This window comes from [Clostridium] aminophilum DSM 10710, from assembly GCF_000711825.1.
Taxonomy (GTDB): domain Bacteria; phylum Bacillota; class Clostridia; order Lachnospirales; family Lachnospiraceae; genus Clostridium_R; species Clostridium_R aminophilum.
Map to the genome: position 1 here is coordinate 185,743 of NZ_JONJ01000002.1, position 25,751 is coordinate 211,493.

General features: G+C 48.5%; 23 protein-coding genes. 8 read left to right on the plus strand and 15 right to left on the minus strand.

The annotated features are described in order from the left end of the window. Positions 1–152 precede the first annotated feature (152 nt). The 4 genes from BR86_RS0102830 to BR86_RS0102850 all read left to right on the plus strand — a co-directional run bounded on the left by BR86_RS0102830 (position 153) and on the right by BR86_RS0102850 (position 4,081). On the plus strand, positions 153–1,484 hold the full coding sequence (locus tag BR86_RS0102830; RefSeq protein WP_031471492.1) for an ATP-binding protein: 1,332 nt from the start codon (positions 153–155) through the stop codon (positions 1,482–1,484). A 346-nt stretch (positions 1,485–1,830) separates the two neighbouring features. Continuing rightward, the gene (locus BR86_RS0102835) at positions 1,831–3,261 is read left to right on the plus strand and encodes an SH3 domain-containing protein (protein ID WP_031471493.1); all 1,431 of its coding nucleotides are present in this window, start codon (positions 1,831–1,833) and stop codon (positions 3,259–3,261) included. Positions 3,262–3,487: 226 nt separating this feature from the next. Then, positions 3,488–3,766: a type II toxin-antitoxin system RelE/ParE family toxin gene (locus tag BR86_RS0102845; RefSeq protein ID WP_031471494.1), complete on the plus strand. Its 279-nt coding sequence runs from the start codon at positions 3,488–3,490 to the stop codon at positions 3,764–3,766. A gap of 15 nt (positions 3,767–3,781) precedes the next feature. Next, on the plus strand, positions 3,782–4,081 hold the full coding sequence (locus BR86_RS0102850; protein WP_031471495.1) for a HigA family addiction module antitoxin: 300 nt from the start codon (positions 3,782–3,784) through the stop codon (positions 4,079–4,081). A gap of 219 nt (positions 4,082–4,300) precedes the next feature. Here the strand turns inward: BR86_RS0102850 and BR86_RS0102855 are convergent, their stop codons facing one another. The 3 genes from BR86_RS0102855 to BR86_RS0102865 all read right to left on the minus strand — a co-directional run bounded on the left by BR86_RS0102855 (position 4,301) and on the right by BR86_RS0102865 (position 8,582). Further along, on the minus strand, positions 4,301–5,350 hold the full coding sequence (locus BR86_RS0102855) for a tyrosine-type recombinase/integrase (protein WP_031471496.1): 1,050 nt from the start codon (positions 5,348–5,350) through the stop codon (positions 4,301–4,303). A gap of 221 nt (positions 5,351–5,571) precedes the next feature. Further along, positions 5,572–7,851, minus strand: a complete 2,280-nt coding sequence (locus tag BR86_RS0102860; RefSeq protein ID WP_031471497.1) for an ATP-binding protein — start codon at positions 7,849–7,851, stop codon at positions 5,572–5,574. Positions 7,852–7,886: 35 nt separating this feature from the next. After that, complete coding sequence (locus BR86_RS0102865; RefSeq protein ID WP_031471498.1) at positions 7,887–8,582, minus strand: response regulator transcription factor; 696 nt, start codon at positions 8,580–8,582, stop codon at positions 7,887–7,889. A 348-nt stretch (positions 8,583–8,930) separates the two neighbouring features. Here BR86_RS0102865 and BR86_RS0102870 point away from each other — a divergent pair, with 348 nt between their 5' ends. Both BR86_RS0102870 and BR86_RS0102875 read left to right on the plus strand, forming a co-directional pair. Further along, a complete protein-coding gene (locus tag BR86_RS0102870) occupies positions 8,931–10,232 on the plus strand; it encodes a CitMHS family transporter (protein WP_031471499.1) in 1,302 nt (433 codons plus the stop codon). Positions 10,233–10,357: 125 nt separating this feature from the next. After that, the gene (locus BR86_RS0102875; protein WP_031471500.1) at positions 10,358–11,359 is read left to right on the plus strand and encodes an isocitrate/isopropylmalate dehydrogenase family protein; all 1,002 of its coding nucleotides are present in this window, start codon (positions 10,358–10,360) and stop codon (positions 11,357–11,359) included. A gap of 263 nt (positions 11,360–11,622) precedes the next feature. Here BR86_RS0102875 and BR86_RS0102885 read toward each other — a convergent pair whose 3' ends face one another. The 3 genes from BR86_RS0102885 to BR86_RS0102895 all read right to left on the minus strand — a co-directional run bounded on the left by BR86_RS0102885 (position 11,623) and on the right by BR86_RS0102895 (position 13,395). Continuing rightward, positions 11,623–11,883 carry a TIGR03905 family TSCPD domain-containing protein gene (locus tag BR86_RS0102885; protein ID WP_031471501.1) on the minus strand — a complete coding sequence of 87 codons (261 nt, stop codon included), beginning with the start codon at positions 11,881–11,883 and terminating at the stop codon, positions 11,623–11,625. A gap of 40 nt (positions 11,884–11,923) precedes the next feature. Continuing rightward, positions 11,924–12,211, minus strand: a complete 288-nt coding sequence (locus BR86_RS0102890; protein WP_031471502.1) for a hypothetical protein — start codon at positions 12,209–12,211, stop codon at positions 11,924–11,926. Positions 12,212–12,492: 281 nt separating this feature from the next. Next, positions 12,493–13,395, minus strand: a complete 903-nt coding sequence (locus BR86_RS0102895; RefSeq protein ID WP_031471503.1) for a LysR family transcriptional regulator — start codon at positions 13,393–13,395, stop codon at positions 12,493–12,495. 316 nt (positions 13,396–13,711) lie between these two features. Here BR86_RS0102895 and BR86_RS0102900 point away from each other — a divergent pair, with 316 nt between their 5' ends. Next, positions 13,712–14,236, plus strand: coding sequence for a YgjV family protein (locus tag BR86_RS0102900; RefSeq protein WP_051684542.1), 525 nt, complete (start codon positions 13,712–13,714; stop codon positions 14,234–14,236). A gap of 191 nt (positions 14,237–14,427) precedes the next feature. Continuing rightward, a complete protein-coding gene (locus BR86_RS0102905) occupies positions 14,428–15,051 on the plus strand; it encodes a phosphatase PAP2 family protein (protein WP_051684543.1) in 624 nt (207 codons plus the stop codon). A gap of 58 nt (positions 15,052–15,109) precedes the next feature. On the opposite strand, the gene BR86_RS0102910 is transcribed toward BR86_RS0102905, so the two are convergent. The 9 genes from BR86_RS0102910 to BR86_RS0102955 form a co-directional block, all read right to left on the minus strand. After that, positions 15,110–16,645, minus strand: coding sequence for a tripartite tricarboxylate transporter permease (locus tag BR86_RS0102910; RefSeq protein ID WP_031471506.1), 1,536 nt, complete (start codon positions 16,643–16,645; stop codon positions 15,110–15,112). 16 nt (positions 16,646–16,661) lie between these two features. Next, complete coding sequence (locus BR86_RS0102915) at positions 16,662–17,135, minus strand: tripartite tricarboxylate transporter TctB family protein (RefSeq protein WP_031471507.1); 474 nt, start codon at positions 17,133–17,135, stop codon at positions 16,662–16,664. A 55-nt stretch (positions 17,136–17,190) separates the two neighbouring features. Continuing rightward, positions 17,191–18,300, minus strand: a complete 1,110-nt coding sequence (locus BR86_RS0102920; RefSeq protein WP_031471508.1) for a tripartite tricarboxylate transporter substrate binding protein — start codon at positions 18,298–18,300, stop codon at positions 17,191–17,193. Positions 18,301–18,369: 69 nt separating this feature from the next. Beyond that, positions 18,370–19,407, minus strand: a complete 1,038-nt coding sequence (locus BR86_RS0102925; protein ID WP_242841552.1) for a uroporphyrinogen decarboxylase family protein — start codon at positions 19,405–19,407, stop codon at positions 18,370–18,372. Positions 19,408–19,675: 268 nt separating this feature from the next. Beyond that, entirely contained in the window at positions 19,676–20,461 is a 786-nt protein-coding gene (locus tag BR86_RS0102930) for a hypothetical protein (protein WP_031471510.1), read from the minus strand. 220 nt (positions 20,462–20,681) lie between these two features. Then, positions 20,682–22,778 carry a hypothetical protein gene (locus BR86_RS0102935; RefSeq protein ID WP_161767265.1) on the minus strand — a complete coding sequence of 699 codons (2,097 nt, stop codon included), beginning with the start codon at positions 22,776–22,778 and terminating at the stop codon, positions 20,682–20,684. Between the two features lie 617 nt (positions 22,779–23,395). Then, complete coding sequence (locus BR86_RS14490; protein ID WP_051684544.1) at positions 23,396–23,749, minus strand: GNAT family N-acetyltransferase; 354 nt, start codon at positions 23,747–23,749, stop codon at positions 23,396–23,398. Between the two features lie 5 nt (positions 23,750–23,754). Continuing rightward, positions 23,755–24,423, minus strand: a complete 669-nt coding sequence (locus BR86_RS0102950; protein ID WP_031471513.1) for a cytidylate kinase-like family protein — start codon at positions 24,421–24,423, stop codon at positions 23,755–23,757. A 394-nt stretch (positions 24,424–24,817) separates the two neighbouring features. After that, entirely contained in the window at positions 24,818–25,729 is a 912-nt protein-coding gene (locus BR86_RS0102955; protein ID WP_143099306.1) for an RluA family pseudouridine synthase, read from the minus strand. Positions 25,730–25,751: the final 22 nt, after the last annotated feature.

Below are 25,751 nucleotides of genomic sequence, written 5' to 3' on the forward strand. Positions count from 1 at the left end.
GGTTCTTCCCTTCGGGATTTTTGTTTTTTAAAACATTTTAAAAGATTCTGAAAAAAATATACGAAACAGAATAATATGATATGGTATAATTAAACATATAAGGATAATGTATGTTATGATATCAATATGAAAAAATCTATGCAGGAGGCGTCATGGATTCCTTTTTCTACGGTCGAAAACATGAGTTGAATCAGCTGAACGGACTGATCCGGGCGGGAACCGGGGCAAGCGCGCTGATCCGCGGACGGATCGGAGTCGGAAAAACCGCACTTCTCCGTGAGCTGATCCGACAGAATCCGGAGCTGCATTTTCGGATCTTCAGCGTTCCGAGAGGCGGATACCGGCCGGAGGAAGAGACCGTCCTGCAGGACGCCTTTCTTCACGCCGGACAGTCCAATGAGATTCTGCTGATCGATCAGGCAGAGAATCTGGATGAGTCTCGAATACTCCGACTGCTCTCTGAAAATTCGGATGGGAAGAAAAGGACGGCAGTGTTTTCGGGGAGAATGTCCGACCATGTGACAGAGGAGCTCACGGGACGTCGGAGCACGGTACGGGAACAGTTTGCGGTGAAGATCGAACTTGGGGATTTTTCCTGGTGGAATATAAAGCCATATCTGAAAACGGCAGACATTTCGGATAGGAATGGAAGACTTCCGCTTACGGCTTATGCGGTGAGCGGCGGTAATCCGAAGATCCTGAATGCGATTCTTCCAAAGATTCACGATCATGGTGAGATCGCCGGACTGGACGGATCGCTGATCAAAGAGCCGTATTACCGTATGGATTCATTTGCGCAGGAAAATGCCCCCTATTACCGGATCATGCAGGTGATTTCCTGCGGCGATGACCGGATGAGCAGCATCGCGGAACGGCTTGGCATGGCGACGACTTCATTGCCCAAATATCTGAACATTCTGGTGGAAAACGGTCTGATCGTCCGGGAGAATCCTGTGACGGAAAAGTACCGTCAGAATTCTCGAAACGGACGGTATGTCATTCCGGATCCATGGCTCCGGTTCTGGTTTCGCGCAATTTATCCGAACATGGGGGAGATTGAATTCTGCACGGAGAAGGGCATTCCGTACATTGTTTCGAAGGTTCTGAAAGAAAAACAGATTCCGGAGATTTACGAGGATATCTGCCGTTCATCGCTTTGGTCAATGTCCGAAAAATGTTTTGATTACGACCGTGTCGGCCGTTGGTGGAATCGCGGAAGTGTCCGGATCCCCATCGTGGCATACCGTTCGGACGGAACCGATATTCTGTTCGGAACAACCTGTTCGGACCCGGAGCGGAAGCTGGATGTGAGTGATCAGAAAGATCTGGAACGAGCTGCGGCGAAGGTTGACTGGGCACCGAAGAACGGAGGCCGGAGAGAACATTATATTCTGTTTTCCGAGGGCGGATTCACCGGGGAAATGAGAGAGTACGCGAAAAAGAAATCGCATATCATTCTTGTGGATTCTCTTCCGGGAAAGTGACAGCCGTGAGCAGCCGGTATCCTCCGGTTTGGATTCTTTCACAGGAAAGTGCTATGCATTTCCCGGGGAAGAAATGCTCCTGGAGGATACGCGCATCGCTGTAAGCAAATTCACTAAGCTCGAGAAAACCAGCCGTAGCACACTATTTCACTAAGCGGCAAAGCTGCTAAGTGAAATATGTGTTGCTAAGAGCTTCGCCAAGGAAGATGTCACCTTTCTGTGACAAGCGGCGGCGCGCAAAGTCCGTGGCGATCCTCTCAGGATTGAGTGGAGGGGGCCGAAATCCGCGTGCAGACTTTGTTCAAACGAATACATTTTTTATGGAGAGGGAAGGGTTAGAAAGATTATGAAAAAGAACAGAAATCGTTTCTATGGCAAAATGGGGCTGATACTTGCGACATCGGCGTGGATCGGAATCGCAAATCCGATGAGTGTACCGGCGGCAGTGAAATTTCTTCCGGGTGTCACGGCCGAGATGAGCGATCCGTCTTACTGGATGCGGGATCTGACCGGAACCGATGATATTCTGGCGGACCAATCCAAAATTGCATTGCTGAACCAGCGGATCCGGGCTTCCGAGGGATCCAATATGTTTGATCTGGACTCACTCAGCGCAACGATCAATGCAGCGGAGATGTCGTCAAAAATCCGTGAATCGACACGCAAGGAGCTTGCCGCATACGCGACCGGCGGCAATTATGCCGCTGACGGCTCTGTGATGACCCAGGTGATGCTGGATCCGGTGATTGAAAACTGTTTTGATCCGACGGCGACGGCGTCCCAGAGCAGAGGGTACGGAATCTGCGTAAAGAGAACGGACATTCGCGCCTATCCGTCATCGATGATTATTGCTGATGATCCCGGCGACAATGATTTTGACAACGGCGTTCTGTCGGCACTTCTGGTCAATGAACCGGTGCGAATCAATTTCCGCTCCGCGGACGGCGCGTGGCTTTATATCACATCCGAACTGGTGGCCGGATGGGTTAAGACGGAAGATATCGCGATCTGTCACAGCCGGAATGAGTGGAAGTCGGCATGGGATATCGCTGCTCCGACTCGTGTTGTGGTCACCGCCGGAAAAGTGTATCTGGAAGAATCCCAGACCAATCCCGATATTTCCGAGACCATGCTGACGATGGGAACCATTCTGGAGACCGCGGACACAACGGGCGGCGGTCTTGTCGCAAACCGTTCTCCGTATCAGAATTATCCGGTATACATTCCGGTTCGTCAGGCTGACGGAACCTATGCGAAGAAAAAGGCGCTGATTTCGCAGCACCATGCAATTTCGGAAGGATATCTGCCGCTGACAACGAACAATATCCTGAAGACAGCGTATTCGATGCTCGGAGATACATACGGATGGGGCGGAATGCTTTCTTCGGTTGACTGCTCCTTCTATATCCGCAATATTTACCGGTGCTTTGGCCTGAATATTGCGCGGAACACGACCTGGCAGGCGTCCATGCCGGTTCATAACATTGAGCTGGAGGGAAAAACGGACTCCGAAAAGCAGGCAATTCTGAATACGTTAAAACCGGGTGCAACGCTATTCTTTAAGGGACATGAAATGATGTACCTCGGGGAAGTCCGTGGGAGACATTTTGTCCTCAGCGCCGTGAGCTCGATGCGTCAGCCTTCCGGAACCGGAAAACTCCGTGTTCGAAGCGTGGTGGTCAGCAGTCTGGAGGACACATATCGTATGAACGGGCTCAGCTGGCTGGCGAGCCTTTACCGGGCTCAGATTCCGTATGAGGAGCCAATGGCGGAATAAATAACGCACAAAAATATAAGGTTTGGATTTTTCATGGCGAAAAATGTATAACTGAATAAGAATCATATATAGACCAGTACCCTTGGGGATGCCCAGTCCGTACTGGTCTATTATTATGACCATTTATATCTGGAGCCGGGAGAAACGCAATAATTACGGAATGGAGATCAGAAACAAAAAATGGAATTATCTTGAAAAGTGATACGCATGAGGTTACAATCTAAGTATGATTAAATCATTTTCTCACAAAGGATTAAAGGATTTCTTTGAGACTGGATCAAAAAAAGGAATTCAGCCAGATCACGCTCCAAAGTTAGCAAGAATGCTGGACAGGCTTGACGCCAGTACATGCCCGAATGATATGAATTTACCCGGATATCGTCTACATCAGCTCAAGGGTGATTTGAGAGAAATGTGGTCTGTTACGGTTAATGGGAACTGGCGTATGACATTTTACTTTGAAGGGAATGATGCCTTTCTGGTGGACTACATGGATTATCATTGAATGGAGGGATGTATCATGACAAGAAAACCGACCCATCCTGGCAGTGTGTTTTTAGAAGACGTGCTAAAGCCGTTAGGATTATCTGTTACAGAGGCTGCAAAAATGTTAGGAGTCAGCCGGAAAACGTTGTCAGAATTTGTAAATGAAAAAGCTGCATTAAGTCCGGAGATGGCCTTGCGGATCAGTAAGGCGACCAATACCTCGGCAGAAAGCTGGCTCAATATGCAGCAGAAACTTACATTATGGAACGTAAGTCAGCATGAACCGACGAATGTGATAATATTTCCGATGCCCAAAAAAGTAATGGAAGGATAAAATCCGAGTGAAATCGGTAACGTTTGATTTTGTTTTTTCTAATCGCTTTATAAATCGCAGTTAACGTTAGCATTATTGCAAAAAAGTCAAAACTGCTAACGTTAACTAAAAAATAAGTGAGAATATGGTTTTTGGCGCGTGTTCTCGTGATTGCTCTGTTCGTGCTGGCGGGATTGCCCAGTTGGAATGCGACTTTATTATCCGTAATCGAGACAGGAACTATTTTAAGTCATTTTTCCTATATGGGTCCAGCTTCGCAGCGCGTTCTTTTTCCGTGCCGTCTGCGATATAGTGCGCCGATGTTGTCTCGATTCGGTCATGACCAAGGACTTTTGCAACCATTCGGATGTCGCCGCCGCTTGCCTCGTATAGAAGAGAGCCATAAGTTCGGCGGAGAGAATGACAGGTGGTTCCTCGATGCTCTGGAATTGCGGTCGTTGCGAACTTCTTAACCATAAGCTGCACAGATCGAACGGTCATCCGACGTTTCTGCATCGATCGAAAAAGTGCATCCGGATCCCGGTCGGAGAGGAAAAGATGTCGTTCCAGCTGGATATAATCGTCCAGAGCAGCTGCAACCGTATCATCAAAGTAGACCATATCGGCCTGACCACCTTTTCGAATTACACGAATTCTGAGTTCATGGAAGTCAACATCGGTCACATCAAGACCTACGAGCTCTGAAACACGGATTCCTGTCCGCAGCAAGAGCGTAACAATCGCTGCATCTCTTAAATTTGTTTTTTCCAGATACTTTTCGCGGTGGACGCTTTCTGCACGGGTATTTTCAACTGCATCCACAAGACGATTTGCCTCGCTGACCGAAAGCCGATTGATTGTCTTTTCTTTCTTTACCTTTACACCCTCGACGCCATCCATTGCATTATGAGATAAAAGCTCATGTACATATGCAAAACGGAAAAATGTCCGGATTGAGGAAAGGCGCCTCCGGACGGTTGCCGGCTGGAGCATATCAACGCGGAGCATCTGATCTGCATATTCATCAATATCCATAAATGTCAGCTGATTTAAATCATCAAGCGAAATGTCCCGCGTGTTTGTGTTCTGAAGACTCGGATTTGCCTGAATCAGATATTCTAAAAACATAATCAGATCTTCTGCATAACCACATAATGTGGATGTCTGGCAATGTTTTCTCTTGGAAACGAAATACGGTTGCATGAATTCCGGAAGACGCGTCATCAGTTCCTTCAGCGTTTCGTTATATTTTGCAAGCGTTTCGCGCTTATAGGTCGAATCGTTTTTCATGGTTTTACCTCCAGGATTCTATTATAGCACATCTTTTCGTAAAATGTATGTTTTGCGAAAAGTTTTAAAAAACAATAGATCTGCTCTTCTTTCAAATGCACATTCCACAAGGTAAATAACATACGGTTAAAGCCCCCGCAGAATGTGCTGCATATCACTTTCTTTGACTCGTTAATAGTGTTTTATAATTGGAGTCATCGATCAGACCATGACTCATAAACTCACTGAAACAGAATCTTCATCTCCCCGTCCAGTTCATCACGGATGATAAACCGGTCGATGATCCCGTTATTCTGATACCATCCAAGATCCGGATCCATTGTCTCCACCAGAACGATCAAACGGATCTCCGGATTCTGTCTTCGGATGATTTCCGCCAGATCAATGCCGCTCATCGCAGGAAGCTGAAAATCGATCAGCATCAGATCAAAAATGGTTGGTTCCTTCGTGATCCGGTCAAGGACCGGCGCAGACTGCTCAAATACAGAGACATTCATATTGGCTTTGTGAAAAAAGTCCCGGTACTGTCGTATTTTTGGATCTGAAGAAACGATTCCGACATTTTTGATCGAGTTGAGCCGCTTTCGACCGCCAACCCCGCGGTTTTCCGTGATTTCCGGGATCTCAATCCGAAATTCTGTGCCCTCTCCGACTTTGCTGTATACACGAATAGAACCATGAATGGAATTCAGAATATTCTGTATAACGGAAAGACCGAGTCCGGTTCCCTCGCGCGACCCTTTTGTGGTGTAAAACGGATCGAAAATCCTTGTAAGCGCCTGTTCCGGAATGCCGCATCCATTATCCTTCACGAAAAGAATCGGCTGTCCGCTGTTATTGCGTCCGAATTGTATACAAAAGATCGGATTCTTCGTCTCTTCCATCGCCTGAAACGCATTTTTGGCCAGATTCATCAGGATCTGTTCAACCATTCCCTTTCGGATCAGGCAGAAAATGTTTTCGGTCGTGATATCGGCGGTGAATGTGATTCGCGCCGGGCAAAGCTGACGGATCAGGTTGGAGGCGGTCCGCACTTCTTCGGTCAGGTTGAGTTCACTCAGACGGATGCCGGTATCCTGGCGCGAAAATTCCAAAAGCTGGCGCGACAGATCCGCCGCACGGTCGATGGAGAAAGAAATCTCCCGGACCATTTCTTTTCCGTCTTCAGACAGGGTCTCATCGTTTTGAAGCATATCCGCGTACAACAGAACCGGTGTCAGGTAGTTGTTGAATTCGTGCGCGATGTGGCTCGACATCATACCGAGGGACTGAATGCGCTGATAATGCCGGATTTCTTCATTTTTCTGTACGATTGTCTCCATTCCCCGGTTGATTTCCTGAAGATAATGGATCTTGTCCTCCTGGGATCGGGCCCGAAAAGTAATCCGTATAATGAGATACATTACAACAAGCACCAAAAGGACGTAAATCGTCAGAATACGGGTGAGCACGGAGATCATGCTGTTCAGTGGTTCCTGTAATTCCTCCAGAGGAAGGGTCGAGTTGATGATCCATTTTTCTCCGCGAAACCGTATGGCAGTGAATGCGATCACTCTCGTGATGTCCTGCGGCGGGTTCTGATCCCAGTCATAAGTATGAAGAACCTGGCTTCCCGAATCGTGTTCGGTCTGATACGTCACCCATTTTTCCAGGTCTGTCAGATCAAGGTTCGGGTAGATCCGTGCGCGGTCAGATATGGCATCCAGACCGATCTGGCTTTTTACATGGTGCATGAGGATCGTCAGATCCTGATCTTTGACGATGGAATATCCGCCGGTGCCGATGCGGACCGGTGCGACAATCCGTCGATAGATCTCATTCAGATCCATCGCCAAAAGAACGCAGCACCGTTCGGTTCCGTAGGAAAAATATTTCCGGATATACATGTGATATCCCTGACCGCCGGAAATCTGCCGTTTTCCGATGATTTCCGCTTCGATCTCCGTATTGCTTTCCGAGCCTGCAGCTGCTGCCGGCTTTTCCGCCGGGGGATTTGAAACGAACGTTGCGTTCGATAATGCATCCGGTTCCGGGAAGCCGCCCGAAAGCCGGTTTGTACTTTCTGCGAAGGTCCGCAGGTCGGGATCGGCTTCATGTTGGGATACCATCTCCCCGTTCCGGTCATAATATAAGACTGATCCGTCTTCCTGCCAAAGGATCAGTCCGCTGTAAAGATTATGTCTCCGGCTCAGAAATGCGGAATTCTTCCGCTGTAATCCTTCGTCCGAACCGGATTCTCTTTTCTCAGAAGCAATCTCGTCATAGAAAAGGTCGATTTCTCCCAGGTTCGCCAATATAAAATCGCCGACATTCTGTCCGATGGTGTCGGCGATGGTCTGCAGCTGTTTCTCCTCACTGCGGATGACGGAATCGCGGTACCGGACATAAAACTGATAACATCCGGAAAAGACTGCCAGTGACACCAGAAAGATCGCTGCGAATGCAAGAATGATAAACCGTCCGTAGCGCCGTGGCAGGTTGTTTTGTCTGGTTTTTTTCATGGTTGACTGTATTTCTCCTGTAATAAGGCGCGCTGTTATACGCCAGAAACTTCAAACAGGTATCCGATCCCGCGAACGGTTTTGAGGTACTGCGGATTTTTCGGATCTTCTTCGATCTTGGCCCGGATCCGCCGCACATAGACGATGATGGTGTTGTCATCGACGATGGAATCGCCCCATACCTGACTGTAAAGCTGGTCCTTGGTAAAAACCTGCCCGGGATGTTCCATGAAGAAACGGAACAGGGTCAGCTCCCGGCCGGTCAGAGCGAGTTCGCTTCCGTTTTTCAGACAGGTCATCCGCAGTGTATCCACAGAAAATGGACCCTGACGGATTTCATTTGGCGCCAGCCTGCTGTAGATTTCGCTTCGCCGGATGAGTGCCTTTGCCGTCTGGATCAGAACGGAATTGTGAAATGGTTTCGTCAGGTAACTGTCAGCGCCGAAACCGAGTCCCAGCACCTGATCCATCTCGTCGGACTTACCGGACAGCATCATGACCGGGGTGCTGTCTCCATTGCCTCTCATGGTCTGCAGGACCTGATAGCCACCGACCCGCTTCATCATAACGTCCAGAATAACCAGATGAAAATGTTCGGACCGGAGGATTTGAAGGGCTTCGTCTCCGTCTTCCGCTTCGATCACCGTCATATTTTCTTTTTTGAAGGCCAGCCGGATTGCCGTGCGTATGGATTTTTCATCATCCACCACAAGGATTCTCTCGTCACTCATATTTTTCGCTTCCTTATATGTTGTCATCTAAGTCCTATGTTGTCATTGGCGTTGATACCAATCGCCGGATGTTTCGGGCCAAAGAATACCATTATCGGCTCAAATGTCAGCGCTCCGGCGGCGATTCTGTCGCGAAGGGGCGCACCCGGTAAATCATTCTGTCAGTATTTCGTTTGCTTTTACTATAAATATAATGGTTTCATTGAAGTTCGTAAACCGATCCGCCGATTGTGACAAAACTGTCATTATTCTGTCACGTCGCTGTCATTCCGGTCTTTTAGGATGTATTTGTAAACTTCGATACAGCTCATGGGGGTTAAACAGTAAAAAACAAGGAGGTACTTTTTCATGACTGCAGCTATTGGTTTTCTCATGATCGTCGCGATCGTGGCTCTCTTACTGAAAGGAAAAATGTCACCGGTCGTTGTACTGGCGGCGATTCCGGCGCTTGCCGCGCTGATTCTCGGATTCGGTCTTCCGGATATCATGAAATTCATTGCCGACGGAATCGGCACAACAACATCGAACGGTATTCTGTTTATTTTCTCGGTTATCTATTTTGGCGTTCTCGCAGATACCGGTCTGTTTGACGTCATCGTCAACTGGCTGGTAAAGAAGGCCGGAAACAATGTAATCGCCATCACGGTTGCGACAGCAATCATTGCTACCATCGCGCATCTGGACGGTACGACCGCAGTTACGGTTCTGATCACCATTCCGTCCATGTATCCGGTCTATAAGAAGATGAACATTGATGAGAGAATTCTTCTCTGCATCACCGGTGCCTGCATGGGTGTTATGAATCTTCTCCCGTGGGGCGGTCCGACGGCCCGCGCGGCAACGGTTCTTCAGATGGACGCAAATGATCTCTGGCACATGCTGATCCCGATCCAGGTCATCGGATGCATCATCAATATTGCACTGGCAGTTGTCATGGGAATGATTGCCATCAAGATGGGCGCCGGTGCAGGAAAAGGTGTTGAGGTTGAGAGCGCACAGGCAGAGAAAAAAGAGGACGATGCTCTTCGCAAGGGACCGAAGATGCTGTTCTTCAATTTCCTGCTGACAGCAGTTGTGATTGCCGGACTCTCCGTTGGAATCGGTAAATCCTATGTCGTATTCCTTCTGGGACTCTGTGTTCTTCTCGCGGTCAACTATCCGGATCAGAAGACACAGCAGAAACTCATCAAAAAGCACGCACCGAGCGCAATTGCCATCTCTGCTACCCTCTTTGCGGCAGGTGCCATGGTTGGTGTATTTGACGGAACCGGTATGCTGGAAGCAATGGCGTCTGCCATCATGGGAATCATCCCGCCGGCTCTTGGCCAGTATATTCACATCATTTTCGGTATTCTTGCTCTTCCGCTTGGTCTTTGCATCGGAACCGACGCATACTTCTACGGTATCATGCCGCTGGTTATGCAGGTCGGTGAAACCTACGGCGTTGCTTCTCTGAACACGGCAATTGCAATGATTATCGGTAAGAACCTGGCACTTATGGTAAGCCCGCTGGTTCCGGCCACCTATCTTGCAATCGGACTGACCAGCACCGAACTCAAGGATCACATGAAATTCAGCATCCCGCCGTACTACGTTACCAGTGTACTGATGGTATTTCTTGGAATCGTGATCGGTGTTGTGAAGCTTTGATACAATGTTGAACTAAAATCAGAAGTAAAATCAGGATTCATTCAGAGAAATCTCTGTCGCATGATGACAGCGATTAAGTTTGATATAAGGATGAAATGAATGAATCCTGAATGGAGGAAAGAAGAATGGATAAACATACTGTCACAGTTTTCCGCGGGGACGGAATCGGACCGGAACTGGTGGAAGCAGCGATGAAAGTTTTAGACTGTGCGGGCGCACCGCTGTCTTATGAGGTTTTTGATGTCGGTGAGGCGGAATATGAGCGAAACGGAAAGCTGATTCCGGATGAGGCACTTGCTTCGTTTGAGCGGACGCGCGTGATGCTGAAGTCCCCCATCACCACTCCGGTTGGAAAGGGCTTCCGCTCTCTGAATGTCACGCTTCGGGGCAAATACAATCTCTATGCCAATATTCGTCCGGTAAAGACGATACCGGCGATCGACACGCCGTTTAAAAACGTGGATATTGTCATCTTCCGTGAGAACACGGAGGGACTTTACGCGGGAGTGGAGGACGTCATCAGCGAGGATGAGGTTCACGCTTTAAAGATTGTAACCCGACCGGCCTGTGAGAACATCATTCGTGCGGCTTTCGATTACGCGGTAAAGAACGGAAGAAAGAAAGTGACCTGCGTTCACAAGGCAAATATCATCAAACGTGCGGACGGAATGTTCCTCTCCATCTTCCGTGACATCGCAAAAGAATATCCGGACATCGAGGCTGATGACAAGATCATTGACAACACCTGTATGCAGCTTGTCATGCGGCCGGAGCAGTTCGACATCATGGTAATGCAGAATCTTTACGGCGATATCCTCTCCGATCTCTGCAGCGGTCTTGTCGGCGGACTCGGCGTGGTTCCGTCTTCCAATGTGGGTGCGGATCACGCGATGTTTGAGGCGGTTCACGGCAGTGCGCCGGACATTGCCGGACAGCGCATTGCGAACCCGACTGCATTTCTCTGGTCTGCCTGCCTGATGCTCGATCATCTCGGCGAGAAAGACTGTGCGGACCGGATCCGGAAAGCCATCGATCAGGTTCTGAACGAAGGAAAGCATCTGACACGCGATCTTCACGGCAATGCCGGAATGGATGAATTTGTCGATGCGATCTGTGAAAAGCTTTGATCACAAGGACAGGAATAACAGATAAGAATCTTCCCCCTAAGAATTGAATTATAAAGTCAGAGCCCACGGTCAAGCAATCGGCCGTGGGCTCTGACTTTACTCTGTACACTTACCAGTTTCTGCGAATCTCTTTCAGGTCTACATTTTTCATATGCCATTTCCAGATCCGGATGAGGATCAGAATGTCAACCACCGTGTGCAAAATCAATCGTATAATAGATACTCTTCTGTTGGTGTTAAAAATGTTCAGGAATCGGGTCAGGTCAGCAGGTCTCACAGGTTCCGTCCAGCGCGGACCGGACGGCTCTTGCAAGCTGATCCGGGCAGGATGTTCCCCGTCCGCCGCAGTCAACGCCCCTTAATCTCTCGATGACGGTCTCCGCTTCCATTCCTTCACAGAGACGGCTGACTCCCTGTGTGTTTCCGTTGCAGCCGCCTACAAAGCGGACATTGTGCAGAATGCCGTCGGTAATCTCGAAGGTGATTTTTCTGCTGCAGACTCCGAAGGTTTTGTATACAAACATGTCTCTACTCTCCTTTTTTCGCATGATTTGTTTCGTTTGTTCAAATGGTCTTTAATTCATTCAGAAACATTTCATAGTAATCGTCTTCTCCCTGAAGAAGCGGTGAATTCTCTCCGCCGCCGTTGGTGGAGCGCCGCATGGCAGCGTAATAATCTTCTCCCGCGCTCAGTATATCCATCTCATAGAGCGGATAGCCTTCCCCGGTACAGACAGCGCAGAAGTCTCTCAATGCGTGCTCGCTTCCTTCGGTGGCGAGAAAACGATCCCGAAGGGCATTGTCGTGTCTGGCTTTATTCAGTAATGTGTCAAGGATCTCTCCGGTTGTCATGATTCTTACCTTTCTTTTTTCGGCAGGAGGAACGAACCGAAGTGCTGTGAAAGCAGATCGGTTCGAACCGATCCCAAATATCTTGTCAGGTGGCCCTGCTGCCGGAATATATTCCATAATAGTACTGTCTGCAACAGTATACTATGTTTTTGCATATGTGAACATCCTGTTTTAGCACAAATTCCGTAAGCAGACTTCGGCTCTCCCATCCGTTTATCCATCACACAGGGGAGCTTAATGGATTTTCTCGCGCAGCCGCTGGTCACCGTAAATGGACAGGTTCATTTCGCCTGCGGAATGTCATCATATGGGCCGTACTGTTCTTCTACCCAGGCTTTCGCGTATTCCATGAATACTTTCGCCGCTTTCGGACACATTTCCATGGACCGGGCTCCCATGCCGATGGTCCGGTGAACCGGTTCGTCGAATTCCATGGATTTCAGCTGATAGGGACAACCCTCGAGCAGGATTTTCGGATTGATGCAGTATCCGAGATTCTGCTCGGCCATCGCCAGTGCGCCGAGATCATTTTCGCAGGAATAGGCAATCTGCGGTTTGATATGGTACTTCCGGAAGATCGCGTTGGATTCGTCGTCATAGGAAAGACTGATATAGGGATATTTTCCGAGATCGCTTACCGGAAAGACATTGAGACCGGCTGCCGGATGTTCCGGGGCAAAGGATGCCATCATCGGCTCATGCATCAGCGGAATCACATCGAGCTTACGCGTGAGCGGAAAGACGAAAAAACCGCAGTCCACATTTCCGGTCCAGGTCAGCATTTCCGCCTGCTCCCCGTTGTCACAGGTGACCTGATGAATCCGGATGTTCGGATAATCCCTGTGGAATCGGGCGATGATCTCCGGCATCCAGCGGATGGCGATGCTGTAAAACACGAGAACGCGGATCTCGCCGGTGTCCAGATTCTTCAGATCCCGGATTTTTTCCATAAGAAGCCGTTCCGAACCGGCAAGCTGACGGATTACCGGCAGAAGCTCCCGCCCTTCGGAGGTCAGTCTTATCCCGCCGTATTCCCGGTCAAACAGACGAAGTCCGATGGTTTCCTCCATGGAGGAAATGATGTAGCTGATGCCGGCCTGCGTGTATCCGAGTCGGTCTGCGGTTTTCTTAAAGCTGCCGAGTTCTGCCGCGGTGAGAAAGACTTCCGTGTTGATTTTCTCCATGTCGTTCCTCCGTTTGATGAATGACAGTTGGCCGTAAACGAAGAACGTTTTCGGGAAAACGAACCCGGACAACCCGTCCCGCGTTCTGAACGGCGGATGCTGAGGTTTTCGATTTTTATAAAGAAAAACGGATTGATTCGGAATTGAATTAAAGAACTTCTTTAGAATTTCAAAAGAAATCCTCGTTTTACTTTAATTCCTGCCTTCATTATAATTGCTTATAGAAAAGAAGTAAACGCCCGGGCCGGAAAAGCCGATTTACAATCCTGGTTTTTTCCGTTAAGATGTTGCAGTAGTATCGAAGAAGGAGGAAGCAATGAAAGCGATCATCATCGGAAATATCATTTCGTTTTTTGCCATGCTGTGTCTTGTGGCAAGCTGTTCGGCAAGAGACCGGGAAAAGATGTATCGTTTCCAATTGTATGAAACGGTTCTCTGCACGGTTGCGTCTCTGTTTTTCGGTTCTTATTCCGGTCTGTCGACGCAGTTTATCGCTATTTACCGTAACTGGAAGGTCTATAAAAAGAGATACACCTTTCTGGATATGATTCTGAGTGCCGTTCTGATCGTCATCATCGGTCTGATTGTGAACAACCGCGACCTGATCGGTCTTATTCCGATCGTTGCGACCATTGAGCTCACATTGTGCAACTACTACCTGAAGAATCCGAATGCCATCCATTTCAGTATTCTTCTCAATACCGCCATGTGGATGGTGTACTCGCTTTTTATCTTTGATTTTTCATCCGTTGCGGGACAGATCATTTCCATCAGCGCGGGGATTTACAGCAGTTACCGGGTGTGGAGGAACACAAGACGGGCCGGGGAACTCTCGGTTTGAGTGAGGACGCAAGCTTGTCTGCTTGAGCCTGGAGGACAAAATATGATATAATTCGCGGGTATGTGAGGAAATTCACATACCCACATTTTTATACATGATTTGCAGGAAAACGCTGCCGTTGTACGCAAGATCGTATGTCTATGGCGTCTAACCCCACATGCAGATCATTTACCGAACAGAAAGGCAGTTTCATGGAAATTTTACTGAAAGTAATCCTTGTGCAGGCGATCCTGCTCATGATACAGTGTGTCCTCTACTTTGGCGTAGAGATATTTGAGGGAAAAACGCATAATGTTCTGACCCGGATCGATGATTATCTTCCGTTTTCCCCTTGCTGGGTCTATGCCTATGTTCTCTGGTTTCCGCTGATCGCGGTATTTCCGGTCCTTACATTTTCGGCAAATACCGCGATCTATTCGGTCTACATCACCGCCATTTTGGCAGACATTGTCATTAGTACCTTGATTTATTATGTATGGCCCACATCTTTTGAGCGGCCGGTGCCGCCGGAGACATTTACCGGAAACCTGATGAAGAAAGTTTATGAGGGAAGCTTTCGCGGTGTAAACTGCGCGCCGAGCATGCACTGCTCGATGTGCTATCTGGTCATCATCGGCTGCGCACTTTGTCCGGAACTTGCTATCGGCGTACGACTGGTGTCGGTTCTTGTGGCCGCTGCCATTGTCCTCTCGACGATGTTTACAAAGCAGCATGCGTTTGTCGACGCCGCTTCCGCTCTTCCGCTGGCGGCGCTCTGCTGGCTGATCGGTCAGCGGCTGCCGGCGCAGTGGCTTGTGAATATGGTCACGGCATAATCGTCATCTGTTGAAATCAGAGGAAGCAAATGAATCGCTTCTATTCTGTGTTTTTCATTCAGACTGCTGCGGTTTCCCGGTAGGATGCCTTCGTTTTTCTTTTCTTCCATTTATGAACGGTCGGAACAAGCGCAAATCCCAGAATGACCAGTACAATGATCATTGATACCGGTCTGGTGAGAAAATACGCAATCAGTCCGCCTTTTGGCGCTGCCATGATCAGTGCTCTGCGGAAATTGGATTCCAGAATGTCGGCCAGAACGACACCGAGAACCAGCGGAGCCGGCTCAAATCCGGTAATCTTCATCAAATATCCAATCAGTCCGAAAATCAACATGATCAGAACTTCCGCCATACTCTTTTGAAGGGAGTAAGTACCGATGCTGGCGAGGGCAACAATGATCGGAACCAGAATGTGGTTCGGAACCATACAGATCCGCGCCATCTGTCGTGCAAGCGCTACACCGATGACACCCATCAGCAGATTTGCAAGAAGATAGCCGATGAAAATGGTATAGGTCGTATTGGCTTTGCTTCCGCTGAACAGACTGCTGCCCGGCTGAAGTCCATGCATGATCATGGCTCCGTACAGGATCGCCGTAACCGGAGAACCCGGAATTCCAAGAGTGAACAGCGGAATCATTGCGCCGCCGCAGCAGGCATTATTGGCAGCCTCGGATGCCGCAATACCTGTCTTGGAACCGTGGCCGTATTCTTCCGGATGTTTGGAGAGCCTTTTATCGGTGGAATAACTCATCCAGGATCCGATGGATGCACCGGCAGCAGGAATAAATCCGATGACCGAGCCAATGACCGAACTTCTCAGAATGGTCGGCAGGATCTTTCTGCCGAGTCCCTTTTCCCATCTCTTTCCGCGAAGTCCTTCCCTTGGGTCCCGAATGATGGTATTTCCTTTTCCGCTCGCGGCTTTTTCTACCAGAATCATGCACTGAGAGATAGAGAAAAGTCCAATCAGGATCGGGGTGGAATCCAGTCCGTCCTCCAGCCAGAGCTGACCGAAGGTAAATCGCGGAACGCCGGTGATTTTATCCAGACCGATACAACCGATCACAAGTCCCAAAAGCGCAGAGAAAATTCCTTTTGCACGGTTTTCACCGGTAAGGCCGGCGACGACCAAAAGTCCGAAGCAGGCCACAAGAAAATATTCCAGCGCAGAAAACATCAGGCTGACCCTGCCGAGCATCGGCGCAAAAAGAAGCAGACAGATGGCACCGATCACACCGCCGGCGGTACTGGCCACGGTGACGATCGACACGGCTTCCATGCCACACCCCTGCTCGGTCATGGCGTATCCGTCCTCGGCTGTCGCTGCGGAAGCGGACGTTCCCGGGGTGTGACAAAGTACGGCGGTGATGGATCCGCCGTATACTCCGGTGGTGTAAAGCGCGACCATCATTACCAGAGCCGCCATTGGTGACATGGTAAATGTTACCGGAATCAGCAGGGAGATTCCGACGGATGGTCCGACGCCCGGAATGATTCCGATGATCATGCCGGAGACAACGCCGATGATAAGCGCGATCAGGACCTGCGGATCGGTGAAAGAACCGAATGCCGAAATAATGTATTCCATAGTATTTCCCTTTCTCTTATCGGATAAATCGGAACAGCGGTCCTGTAAGGCCGACTTTATAGATCGGCAGCTGAAGGATGACCACAAACAGAACAAAGGATGCGATCAGATAGACCGCTGTGACCAGGATGATCTGTTTTGCGGACCGTACACCCATATACCACTGGAAGACCACCATAAATACTAATGTTGCGATCCAGTATCCGATCACTTCAAATGCGACAAAATACGCAAAAGTCAGCAAGGTAAAGGTGAGCGCAGTTTTTGTTCCACGGAACAGGCCGGATAAGGTTTCCGGTTTGTCATCCTTCTTTTCAGAGGCGGTGATCCCGGTTCGGGCAATCACGGCCGAAAACGCCAGCATGGCGATTCCGAGGGAGGTCGGCACAATTTTCGCCTCACCGCTGATTCCGAGGGCAAAACAGATGATCAATAGACTGACAAAGAAAAGGACGATCCCAATGTAAAAATCCGGATGTTTTGTTTTCATCCTGAAACCTCTTTCCTCCCCCTGATCGTTCAGGGGGGTATCTAATAATTCGATATTACTTTTTCTGAAGATTCCATACGTCAAGACGGATATCCAGCTGATTCTCCAGAGTCTTTCGGAAATCATCTCCGGTGGAAGTATCCAGTGTGATGCCCAGTTCCGACATATTCTTGATATATTCCGGATCTTCGGAGGCTATCTGAATTGCTTTTGCCATATACTCTGCCTTTTTCGGATCTACGGTCTTCGGATAGAAGTAGCCTCTGTCGGAAAATCCGAGATATTCTTTTCCGGTAGCTTCCTTGATGGTCGGAACGTCCGGGAGCTGTTCAACTCGTTTTTCGGTAAATACCGCGATCGGCGTCATTTCATCACTGTCACCGGACAGAATATCGGAGACATTGCAGAAGTATACATCCGTATCTCCGGCAAGGAACATGCTCTTTCCGTCTGCGGAACCGTCGACCGGTACGACCGTGATTTTGGCGTCAAAATTCTTGTTAAACCACTCTGCAGTCGAAGCATCTCCGTCAGTGATTCCGGTGGCCTGGGCGGAGATCAGAACCGGATTACTCTTTGCATACTCAACAAAGCTTGACGCATCGGAAAAACGGTCTTCGTTTTTACGGATGACCAGAGCGTTGGCGTCGATACACTGATTTGCGATCAGCTGAAGATCATCGAGTCCGTATTCGCGCTGGTTTCCTTCGTCATACTCTCCGAATACAAAGTTGTGGTTTACCAGTCCAAGGGTGTAGCCGTCAGAGTATTTATCCGCATTTCCCAGGAGATCGGACCAGGATACCCAGCCTCCGGAACCGGTTGGATTTTCAATGACAACATTCTGTCCGGTTACTTTTGTGAGCGCGGTTGCGAGATGACGTGCGCCGATATCCGTTGCACCTCCGGCAGAAAACGGTACCTGAATCGTGATGGTCTCGCTCGGGAAGTCACCGACTTTTTCCAACGATGATGATGTGTTTCCGGAGGAAACAGAGCTTTCTGCTGTCTTTGTTTCGGAACCGGCATTCTCGGATGCCGTGCTCTCGGAAACGGAGGCTGCCTTCGTTGTGCTTTCGGCGGCAGAATTTGCGCAAGCTGCAAGTGAAGCGCTCATAGCGCCGGCAAGAATAACTGCGGTAATGGATGATACTGTCTTTTTCATGTTTTCCCCTTTCATTCCATTAAATAGTTTTTATATTAAGCAGGCTGAGGTTTGACCCGGTCTGCTGCATTACGAAGTAATTTTCAGGATGCGCTCCTCTTCTTCCAGCGTTTTCCTGACGTAATGAAGCATTTCTTCATTGAGAGGATAACGGATGACACACCCCGGTGTGAGGATAAGATTTTTCCCTCCGGTTATTTTGAGACATTTATAAATCTGATGGTGAATGGCGTTGAACTGACAATGGGTAATATCAAAACGTTTTAATCCGCCCATGAGACATTTTCCCGTGAACTCCAGCGTCTCATCCAACGTCGGATAAGTTTCCCATACATGCCAGTTGAATACATCTACCGGATAATCCTTTAGGATATTAAACATAATGTCTGTTCCATGGCAGTGAAGGGTGTTCATCCAGCCGCCGGCAGACCGTGCCGCTTCGAGAACACGAATATCGTAGGGTTTCCCAAATTCCTCATATTCGTTTTCCTTGAGCGGTTCCGTGGCCATCTCGTTTGTATAATTACTCATCTGTGCAGCGAGAAAAATTCCGTCGGCACCGAGATGAATGGCTTCCTTTGCGAGGTCGCAGGTTACTTCGGTAATCAGCTCCAGTGCTGCTTTGATCTCGTTTCCGTGTCCGTCATGAATATATGTGGCTGCATTTCCACCACAGAGTTTATTGACCGTCGAAATTGGACTGAAAACAGTAAAGATCACCGGCACATCGTCCTCTCCAAGACGCTGTTTGAGCATTTGCAGATAATGGAGTTCTCTTCCCAGTGCGCCCTCTTGAATGGAAGGACGGGAAAGATTCAACCAATCGGCAGCGGTGTGAACCGGTGTGCTGACCAGCTCTGCTTTTCCACCCTGCGCAACCGTGGAATAATCGATTTCTACTCCGAAATCTTCGATGGAATACATTCCGTTATTCATTGTCTTGATGAAATCCAGATCGTATTTTTCATAAAAGGCAAGAGTTTGATCTGTAATCTGATCGGCGTCATGATCGAACTGCGGCATATGACTCCATAGACTGTACGGAGTCTTATCCGGTTTTCCACCCCGGACTGCGGTCATGATCCGCTCTTTCTTTGTCATTTCCATGGTGATACTCCTCTTTGACTGATGCTGTTTTTTGCAAATGCTTGTGAAGTAAAAACAAAACATCGTTCTACTACTAAACCTATATAAATAGTATGTATATGTGAATGGTAGGAATTGTATCACAGAAATGTTTTGATAAAAAATACACAAAAGTTATGGAAAAATATAAAAAAATAATATATAGTCCGAATCTTAAGATAATATCAGGGGATAAAAGAAGGTAGCAGGCAATTTGCCTGCTACCTTCTTTTATCCGTGGAACATTTAGCTACAGCCCCATCATTACCGTACGGAAAAAGTCGGACGGAACGAAATAAAGACCGTCCGTGGCTTCTTTCCGCCATGTCACAGAATGATACCATGGCATATAGAGATCCTGCATGCCGTGATGAATCGGAATGCTGACAACTTCCGACAGCAGATCACTTACGGTATTCTTCAGAACGGCGAGATAGTCGTCGAAGTCGATCGTGATGCCGGAATTTAACGGAGAACCGCTGTTGGTGGTGTGCCAGGCCTCATCGTCAAAATGATCCATGATCACATGGTGCGGGATGAAGCAGACGGATGTCCGCTGCTCTTTCATCGAGGTACAGATCAGATCAAACAGGACTTTTTCATTTCCGTGCATTTCGCCCCGAAGGGTCCGGTAGATCTTTCTGCAGTAATCCCGGTGAGAATTATCCTGCGACCAGGTATCCGGGAGTGAATTGGGATTCAGGGCGAGCAGGTAATTCATCACCTGATCGAACCATACCGGGCCCTCCAGAAGAGGCTCTTTTTCCGCGGTCAGGCGAAGGCGGTGGTCGGGATTGGGCTCTCCGGCGGAGATCATCCAGTCTCTTCCAATCTTACGCGCAGTGCGGAAGCCTCCGCGAAGCGCTTTCTGACGGGCGGTAGCCGGAGAAAGATCATGCATTTTGGCCCAGTCTTTTAACGGGATCATATCTTCCGGAACTGCCTCCTCGATCTGACCTCTCTCATCCAGGGTGACCGGTGATCCGGCACTGTCCAAAAGAGAAAACAGATTTTCTGCTGTATAATTATCTCTCATGAAGATTCCTCCTTTTCCTAATTTGTAACGGAAAGATTTATATCTTTATTATACTACGTTTGCGTAGTAATACAATACTGCTCGGCATATTTTTTTATTACCCATTTTTTCGTTCCTAATAAACAAGTGTTTTGGTTCGTTATTTATGAAAAACCTGCCTGTACGGATGAATTCCGATACGGGCAGGTTTTCTCGAGTCTAGTGGATTTACTGGTGTAATTTACGCATCCTCTTGCGTTGCATCGTCTGCAGGATCCCCGGTTTTATCCTGTGAGTTTTCAGCTGCGATATCTCGGTTGGAAGGAATTTCAGGATCCGACTCCGGTGTAGATTCTTTCCGGTTCTTGTCATCGGGCTCCTCTTCCGGACATGCCGTGGTCGAGGTATCTTCCGGTACGCCTGCTGTTTCCTGTAATTCGGAACTGTTTTCTGAAATGCTGTCCGAAGGAAGCCCATCTTCCGATGGTGTATCCGTAATGTCTTTTGCATCTGCATTTTCGGCTTCATCGGAATCAACTACCGCATTGGAATCTCCCGAAGCATTCGCTTTATCTGTATTATTTGAGATTACCTCATCATCAACGGAATCAGGATTCACTTCAGCATCGTCTGACATCTCGTTGCCAGCTTTCAACGAAACTGAATTGATCTCGGGATATTGATGCATAATACTTGCCGCCATTGCCGTTCCGTTTTCAGTAGAATTGCTTCCCAATCCGGTTGTGGTTGACTTTCCGGCCGTGTCCAGAGCAGTGTAATAATCAGCGGTTGATGGCACATAGGTTCTCGAATCGACAACGTTAAAAAAGGTGCTTTTTACTACTTCATCTGTGAGCGGCGATACATATCCCTGCTCCTGACGGAGAATGGACCCGTTTGGCTGCATTGTGGTGGAATCCTCCAGGAAGTTCAGATAATCCGCCACAAACTGAAGGGAACTTTGATCTCCCTGATATACCCCCTGTTCATCTTGAATGCCTTTCACAAATCGCTTAGTGAAATCATCTGTGTCATTGTAGGCCCCATCCGAGATTTCGGAAATGATGGTATCCAGGGACTTATTATTATGAAGCTGGGACAGAATCTCTTCCATTCCGGCCCGGATGACTTCCATATTGTAAATGTTGTTCTGGGTATCATGGAGATCTTCGCTGGTGTAATCGCAGTATTTTACACCGGCGAGGCCTGCCAGATATACGCTGGCGAGATAACCGGAAACATAGTTTGCGGAAGCTAAGTCTTCATTCAGAGTCTGCTCGATGTCGTTGCAGATAGTGTAGTCTTGTGTCGGACCATGAAGAACTGTATCGAGGTATCGTGAAAGAACGTGCTCTGTATCATAATCCATCTTATAAGCCCAAGTATCACGTACATTATCAACCTGCAAGTATCGAAAAAAAGTGACCCGTGATTGAAAATCATTTTGTACTGATGAAGCAGTTCCTTCAGTGAACCAAAATGGGAACAGATCGCCCGTTTTATCGGAGGTTGACATTCCCTGATGGTTATAATCGTACATATATGCGTGGAATAATTCGTGAAGAATGATGTTTTCTAACGCCTTTCTTCCGCCTTCGACCAGGGTCCATTTTCCGTTATCGTCTTGTTGGATGATTTTTTCAACACCAGAGTCTGTTATAAATATCGCTCCTGTATTGACTAGGAATGTATACATATAAGTTGCAGTGCTTGAGCTGTTCTTTTCAGCAAAAAATGCGGAGCCACCGGACAAATCTTCTTCTTTTCCGCTATAATCGGTCGTATTGTAATAGATATTCAGCCCAATCTGTGTTCCGATCTCCTTGTCCGGAATCGCACTTCCGAAGGATTTGGGGAAACTCTCTTCCAAAAGTTTGGCCGCCTGCGGAATGATGGTATACCGGAGAAGCGTCACAAATTCGTTCAGGAATTCGGCATCATACATCTCAATGGCGGATTTATCACAGTGTATACGCACTAGATATGGAAGCTCGTCCGCGGGATCTTTGTTTGGATCATCCGGATCGATTGTCTCACGATGGGGTTCCTGAGAATCGGACGAATCATCGTCGGTTTCTTCTGGATGTTGCTGATCCGTTGAATCTTTCTTTTCATTCAGCGGAACGGCAAAGGAGTCCGGAGCCTGGTTGGAAAATCTGGTGGATAGATCAAATTTCAGCGGAACCGGCGTGATGCACAGAAAACCCAGGGCCGGATCCGAAACAAAGAGGGATCCGTCCCGATCACCATAGAGGTTTTTGACAAATTCCGGAAGATAGATGGCAAAAGAGCCGTCGGATGCCGACGTCTTGATGGAGTATCCGGTGGGAATATACACCACAAAGATCGGAAAACAGGTAGTCTCTTCCGAAAAGGTTTCCACAGGATTTCCGGCGGAATCGATCCACAGAACCGGGATCTCCCATGAGACGCCCTGATCGGTGGTGATCTTCGCCCGGTCATCCAGTGCTTTTCCTTCTCGCGGCTCCTCAACGTCGGTTAAGGAAAGCCCGGTCAGGGCGATATTGCCGGATTCATCCCGTTCGACGGCGTCGATGACGGCATCATTTGCCGCAAAGGCACATACGGATGCCAGGTTGGAAAACAGAAAAACAAAGGATAGCAATAAAGCCAGCAAACGAAATCTTTTCATGACATTTTCCCCACATATAATTATCCATAATCATTAAAGCATTCTCCCCATTTTCATTATCTATGAAGCTTCCGGATTTCGCAAATGATTTTCATTACTGATTTGATGCATAACGAGGTAAAACACGCTTTGCGCATTCTCGCGGAGCGTGTTTGTTCCATTGGAATTCCGGAGAAATCACTTATGAAACAAAAAACCATTCAGAATCTTTCGGACTGGAAAGACCTGAATGGTTTCGTAAAACTGTGGTTTAAACAATTGTTTGCTTTGGCTCGATCAATCCGTATCTACCTTTCATCGGTTTAATCCCGGCGGATCGAACAGGATGAACCGGTTGCGGAAGCCTTCATGGCTGCTGCTTCGTCCGGGTCAACCAGAAGGAACATATATTCCGGATGGCTGCTGAACCAGCTCTGTGCATATGGACAGGTAACGAGACACCGGCGTCCGGTCTGCCGGATGGACTCGACGGTCTCCCGCATCAGGCGAGACGCAAGGCCCCTGCCGGAAAGCTTTTCTGCCACTTCCGTATGGGAAATGTTGACAAGTCCTTCGCCGACGGTCGGGAAATCCACTTTTGCGATGACCGTTCCGTCCTCTTCTTCGATCCAGACACGGTTCGCTCCGGTCTGAATGATCGGATCATCATAATTCATCGGAATTACCTCTTCTCGGAATTGTATTTTTCCTGCATATGTTTGATATATGCCTGTTTCTGCTTTGCAAATTCTTCAATGATATTGACGGCACCGTCATATCCGACCACGCTGCTGTTCAGGCACAGATCATAGCTCTTGGAGCTTCCCCAGCGCTTGTTGGAATAATAATTATAGTAGCTTGAACGGCGCTTGTCGGTTTTGATCATGATGTCTTTTGCACTGTTCTCGGAGATGTTATGCTTCGCCGCCAGATGACGGATCTTATCGGAATCATCTCCGCGGATGAATACTGACACAACGTTCGGGTAGTCTGCCAGCGCATAGTCCGCGCACCGTCCGACGATGACGCACGACTCTCGATCCGCCAGTTTTTTGATGGAATCAAACTGTGCGAGAAAGATCTTGTGATTCAGCGGCATATCCATATACGCCGAAGCGGAATATCCACCCATGGAATATGTATCCATAACCAGAGAATAAAGGAAACTGTTTGTCGGCTTTTCGTCATGCGTCTTGAACAGTTCCTCTGCGAGGCCGGATTCTTTTGCAGCCATGCTCAACAACTCTTTATCATAGCATTTGATGCCCAGTCTCTCCGCAAGCTTCTGGCCGATCTGACGGCCGCCGCTTCCGCACTCTCTTCCAATGGTGATGATCAGATTATTGTTCATAATTCAAGCAGCTCCCTTCCGGAATCGTGGACCGCCAGGCGGTCTGTATATGCAAACCTGTGAAACACACTCCGGAATATACGGTTTGAAGTGTGTTTTCCTCGTTGTCCGGACAAATGACGGCTGCGGATGCGGTTCCGCAAATGATCCGTTCATTCGTTCTTTTTATGCAATTATTATATCATCCATCGTCAGAAAAGTCACTTGTAGATTTACAAGTGTCGCTTAATTTACACGGCTGACGAACCAAAGCCCATGCCCCGGTGAGGCCCTGGCGACCGCCGCGAAACGCTCGAAACACGCGAAGCGTGTTTCGACCCGTTGACGCGGAATTTTGCGTATTATAACGTAATACACAAAAATGCGATCGGCCGGATCTGTTTCAATCAGCCGGTTACATTTTCCGGAGTTTTTCGAGGAGATCTTCGAAATATTCCGGAAGCGGGGCGGAAAACTCCACATATTCTTCGGTCCGCGGATGGATAAATCCGAGAATGCCGGCATGAAGCGTCTGACCTTCCAGATGAAACGGCTGTTTTTCCGGGCCGTAGACGGTATCGCCGAGGATCGGGTGACCGATGGAAGCCATGTGAACGCGGATCTGATGCGTGCGCCCGGTCTCGAGTTTGCACTCGATCATGGTGTATCGGCCAAAACGCTCGAGAACATGATAGTGTGTGACCGCATTTCGGCCGTTCTTTGCGCCGGCGCACATTTTCTTCCGATCGGTCGGATGCCGGCTGATCGGTGAGTCGATTGTCCCGTCATCCTCCTTCAGGTTCCCGGAAACAATCGCATAATACCTGCGGTTGATGGAGTGGACTTTCAGCTGCTCAGCCAGTGAGCGGTGTGCCTGATCATTCTTGCAGATTACAAGGACACCGGTGGTGTCCCGGTCAATCCGGTGAACAATGCCAGGGCGGAGTTCACCGTTGATGCCGGAGAGCTGGTCTTTGCAGTGATACATGAGCGCATTGACCAGCGTTCCGCTGTAGTGCCCCGGCGCCGGATGAACCACCATTCCCTTTGGTTTGTTGACGAGGATCAGATCTTCGTCTTCATACAGGATATCCAGCGGGATATCTTCGGGAATGATCTCGGTTTCAACCGGTTCTGGAATATCGGCCTCTATGACATCGCCGTCTTCCACCTTGTAACTGCTTTTGACAGCGGATCCGTTTACCGTGACCGCGCCATCCTTTAATAATTTCTGAACACGGGAACGGGAGAATTCTTCATCCTGTTCGGAAAGCCATCGGTCGATACGCTCTCCCGCCTCATCCGGTTCTACGTAATACTGTTTTATCAATGATTACTCCGTTTCTGTG